Genomic DNA, 3,239 nt, shown 5'->3' with positions numbered 1-3,239 from the left:
TGTTTCTGATTACAGTAAATTATCTTGCATGAGCAGTTACAGCTAATGTACAACCATAAAGAACATCAGGTTTTAAAAATCAGCTAGCTCTTATCAATTTCAAATGAAATTTGACTTGCTGAAAAAACTAAGCTTTTAGCCAATGATCGACATCTTCAACCTCGTAGCACTATCTGGAATTTTTAATGTTTTATTTTTTTGGTATGCATCCACTAAAATGAAATCAAAGCCAGATCCACTTAAAACCTTGATTGTTTCTTTTGTGTTTTCTATTCCTCTTAGCTTCCTGCTAATTGGCGTTTATACAACTATGTTAGTATATGCCGCTAAAACAGGTGCTAGTGAAGAGGCAATGTGGGAATACATGGAGCAGGAAGAGCTTCAGTAGCAAAGAAAATACGTTTACACTTCTGAATTGGTAGAAGCCACTTTTACTAGTGGCTTTTATTATTTCTACTATAATAGACAAAAGAAGAGGCTGCCCTTGTACAAGGCAGCCTCTTCTTTTGTCTATCTAATTATATGTTTAGTGGCTTCCAGCGCTACTTCCTATATCTGTACCACCATCCTCTACATCCGCACTTCCACGGCTACCGCTTTTCTGGGTAGGGGCACCTCCAACTTTGCCGTTCATGATATCATCATTATCTACTGTCTCTGGGGTACCTGTTGGTCTTATATTCGGAACGCTGTTTCCTTTGTTAATGGTGTTGTTCACCTTCTCATCGTTCAGCTTGTCTGTATCTTTATCGTTCTTGCTCATTTTATATAAGATTAAATTAGTAATAAAAAGAAAACCTAAGCGGTCTTCCATCATAAGTTCTGTTTTGTAGCCGGTTAGTACCGGTCATTATCATTCCAGTTTCGTCTGTTGCTACTGTTTTGCTTGTACTGCTCATTGTCAGGACGGCGGCTGGTGTAGTTGCCATGGTAACTGGTGCGCTCACCCGACAAAGGATTATAGTGCCTGTTCCAATCCGGATCATAATTGCTGGAGCCATCATAGCCATAGCTTAGAGAGCCAGCCTCGTTGCCGTAGTTGTTGCCATTACCGTTTCCATAGGTATCTCTTCTATAATCTGCGTTGAAGTTGCCAGACCCGTAAGGATCTCTGTCCTGAATACGGTCGTGAACACTACGGTGCTGCTGGCTGTTGCCTCCACTGTAATTAGATCTGTATCCTCCGCTAGAAGACCGGTACTGTTCATTGCTGTCTCTGTTGTTGCCTCCGCTGTAGCGGCTGCTCTGGTCATTATAACTGTTGCCCGCATTGCTGTTGCCGGAGTTGCGCCAGCGGCTGTTCATGCTATAATTATCGTGGTCATAACCGCGGTCATGATGCGTGCGGTACGTGTTGTTATCACGGTATGCCTCTTCCCCTCGATTGTTGTTGCGGTCAGAGCTTCCAAATCCGTTCCAGGTAGTTTCATTGCGATGATCGCTGTTGGTGTCCAGGCGATAGGCACCGCGATATTGGTCCGGGTCTGTAGAACGTCTTTCTTCACGTTCTGGAATTCTATTTCTATCGTTTCTATAGTCGTCTCTGCTATTTCTGTTATTTCTTTCCATAGTCGTTAATTCTTTAGGTTCAGTATACATTTTAACGGATGCCAGGCTATCAGGTTTACCAGTATGCTTAACCTTAGGGTAGGGCAGTACCGTAATAGTATAAGAAGTGTAATCATACTAAAACCTAAAAAAGCTATGAACGACGACAGAAGAGATAACAATAGAAACTTTAGAAGAAGAGAGAATTTTCAAACAGACTCTGACGCACGCTGGCTACACGGCCATCACCAGGGGCAAAACTCTGATAGGGGAAACTATACCGTAGACTCACACTTTAACCGAGGGTATGGCGACAATTCGTTTAATGCCTATGGTGATGACAGAAGCTTTAACAGCAATGCAGATCAAAGCCAGATGTCTCCGCAAGGACGCTTTCAGGCGGGTGGTGCGCAGTATAGTGGACCAGATTATACCGAAGGAAACAACAGCAACAATCCCTATGGCATGACTTACATGCCAAATGATGAGTATAACTCAAGCCGACATTATGATGCTCTGGCAGATTATTCAAACGATGACTATGCAAGTCCAAATAGGAAGAGCGGTTCTGACTATCGCTATGGTTTAGCAGATGAACGCTTTGGACATGATGTGCGCCGCGGCAACAATGATGGCAACTGGGACAGAAGTTCTCGTGGAGACTACGAGTCATACCGCAGATACGAGCAGGGCAACCGCATGTATGACGATGACTATACTACAGGGTTTGCGGGACGAAATTACTCACAAGGAAATGTGCATTATGGCGAAGGAGCCCATTACAGCGAAATGGACAAATGGCAGAATAAGCCTTCTTCAAATTATGAGGGCTATATGCGCGACCGCGACAGACGCTAACCTGAGGCACAACTAATTAATTTTTCATTGCCTTGCCTATTATACTTTAACGCGAGGCATTACTATAATACTATGAGAAACAACAGAGATAGATATAACGATAGAGACAGGCATTACGGTGACTTTAACCGTGACTATAGAAATGAGTCAAATAATTATGCCAGCAATAGGTTTAACGATCGTGTTGATCGTGATGCAGAAGGTTATCCTCGGTATGAGCCTGATAGAGATAATGAGTTTAGGCAGCAGGGACGGCATGTAGGCAACCATGAAGATTCCTACAACGAAATGTATGATACCTCAAATTATGCAGACCAGCCAAGACCAATAGAGTATGGCTTACCCCATGCTGCAGAGAACGAGCTGGATCGAGTTGATTACTTTCCTTATGCCGAAGGACCATACGCTGGTCGAGAGCGCCACTATAGCTATAAAACAGGCTATAATGCTAACTATGACAACCCGGAAGAGGGCGATCGCTACAGAGACTTTGACAGCAGGGGCAACCATGGGTTCCGCCATGATCCTGGCTATGGAAACGAAGACAGCATGCGCGAGTTTGCGAATGACCACTACGGTGACCGCAGCAGAACAAGTAATCGCAATTACGGCTACTTCGGTGGCTACAACAGGTAAGCTTTTTTATTCATGTAACAATTTACCGGAACATGTGTAAAAGAAGGTAATTTTTCCATCTGAGAAAGGCCGCGGCATTAGCTGCGGCTTTTCTTTTTACAAGCGTTCAAGATAAAGTTGGCTGCATTATAACTCCTGTTATAGCTTATGTAAAGTGACTTATCTAAATAATGATCAGGTATACTTATAACTAGCAG

The 3,239-nt window shown here is 43.3% G+C and carries 5 protein-coding genes; 3 read left to right on the top strand and 2 right to left on the bottom strand.

What is annotated here, in order from left to right:
* The first annotated feature begins 142 nt into the window (after window positions 1–142).
* Window positions 143–388, top strand: coding sequence for a hypothetical protein (locus tag ACFQ2O_RS20765; protein ID WP_377532647.1), 246 nt, complete (start codon window positions 143–145; stop codon window positions 386–388).
* Window positions 389–526: 138 nt separating this feature from the next.
* Here the strand turns inward: ACFQ2O_RS20765 and ACFQ2O_RS20760 are convergent, their stop codons facing one another.
* Together ACFQ2O_RS20760 and ACFQ2O_RS20755 are read right to left on the bottom strand one after the other, a co-directional pair.
* Window positions 527–763: a hypothetical protein gene (locus ACFQ2O_RS20760; RefSeq protein ID WP_377532644.1), complete on the bottom strand. Its 237-nt coding sequence runs from the start codon at window positions 761–763 to the stop codon at window positions 527–529.
* A gap of 74 nt (window positions 764–837) precedes the next feature.
* The gene (locus ACFQ2O_RS20755; RefSeq protein ID WP_377532642.1) at window positions 838–1,569 is read right to left on the bottom strand and encodes a hypothetical protein; all 732 of its coding nucleotides are present in this window, start codon (window positions 1,567–1,569) and stop codon (window positions 838–840) included.
* A 135-nt stretch (window positions 1,570–1,704) separates the two neighbouring features.
* Here ACFQ2O_RS20755 and ACFQ2O_RS20750 point away from each other — a divergent pair, with 135 nt between their 5' ends.
* Complete coding sequence (locus ACFQ2O_RS20750; RefSeq protein WP_377532639.1) at window positions 1,705–2,406, top strand: hypothetical protein; 702 nt, start codon at window positions 1,705–1,707, stop codon at window positions 2,404–2,406.
* A gap of 72 nt (window positions 2,407–2,478) precedes the next feature.
* On the top strand, window positions 2,479–3,042 hold the full coding sequence (locus ACFQ2O_RS20745) for a hypothetical protein (protein ID WP_377532637.1): 564 nt from the start codon (window positions 2,479–2,481) through the stop codon (window positions 3,040–3,042).
* Window positions 3,043–3,239 lie beyond the last annotated feature (197 nt).

Source organism: Pontibacter rugosus (assembly GCF_042678745.1).
GTDB classification, from domain to species: domain Bacteria; phylum Bacteroidota; class Bacteroidia; order Cytophagales; family Hymenobacteraceae; genus Pontibacter; species Pontibacter rugosus.
Note: the sequence above shows the minus strand (reverse complement) of the source record. Positions and strands in the feature narration are given on the sequence as shown.

What these genes read in the sequence shown, in the direction of transcription:
- ACFQ2O_RS20750 (WP_377532639.1), top strand. Translation starts at nt 1,705, where the DNA reads ATGAACGACGACAGAAGAGATAACAATAGAAACTTTAGAAGAAGAGAG.
- ACFQ2O_RS20760 (WP_377532644.1), bottom strand. Translation starts at nt 763, where the DNA reads ATGAGCAAGAACGATAAAGATACAGACAAGCTGAACGATGAGAAGGTG.
- ACFQ2O_RS20745 (WP_377532637.1), top strand. Translation starts at nt 2,479, where the DNA reads ATGAGAAACAACAGAGATAGATATAACGATAGAGACAGGCATTACGGT.
- ACFQ2O_RS20755 (WP_377532642.1), bottom strand. Translation starts at nt 1,569, where the DNA reads ATGGAAAGAAATAACAGAAATAGCAGAGACGACTATAGAAACGATAGA.
- ACFQ2O_RS20765 (WP_377532647.1), top strand. Translation starts at nt 143, where the DNA reads ATGATCGACATCTTCAACCTCGTAGCACTATCTGGAATTTTTAATGTT.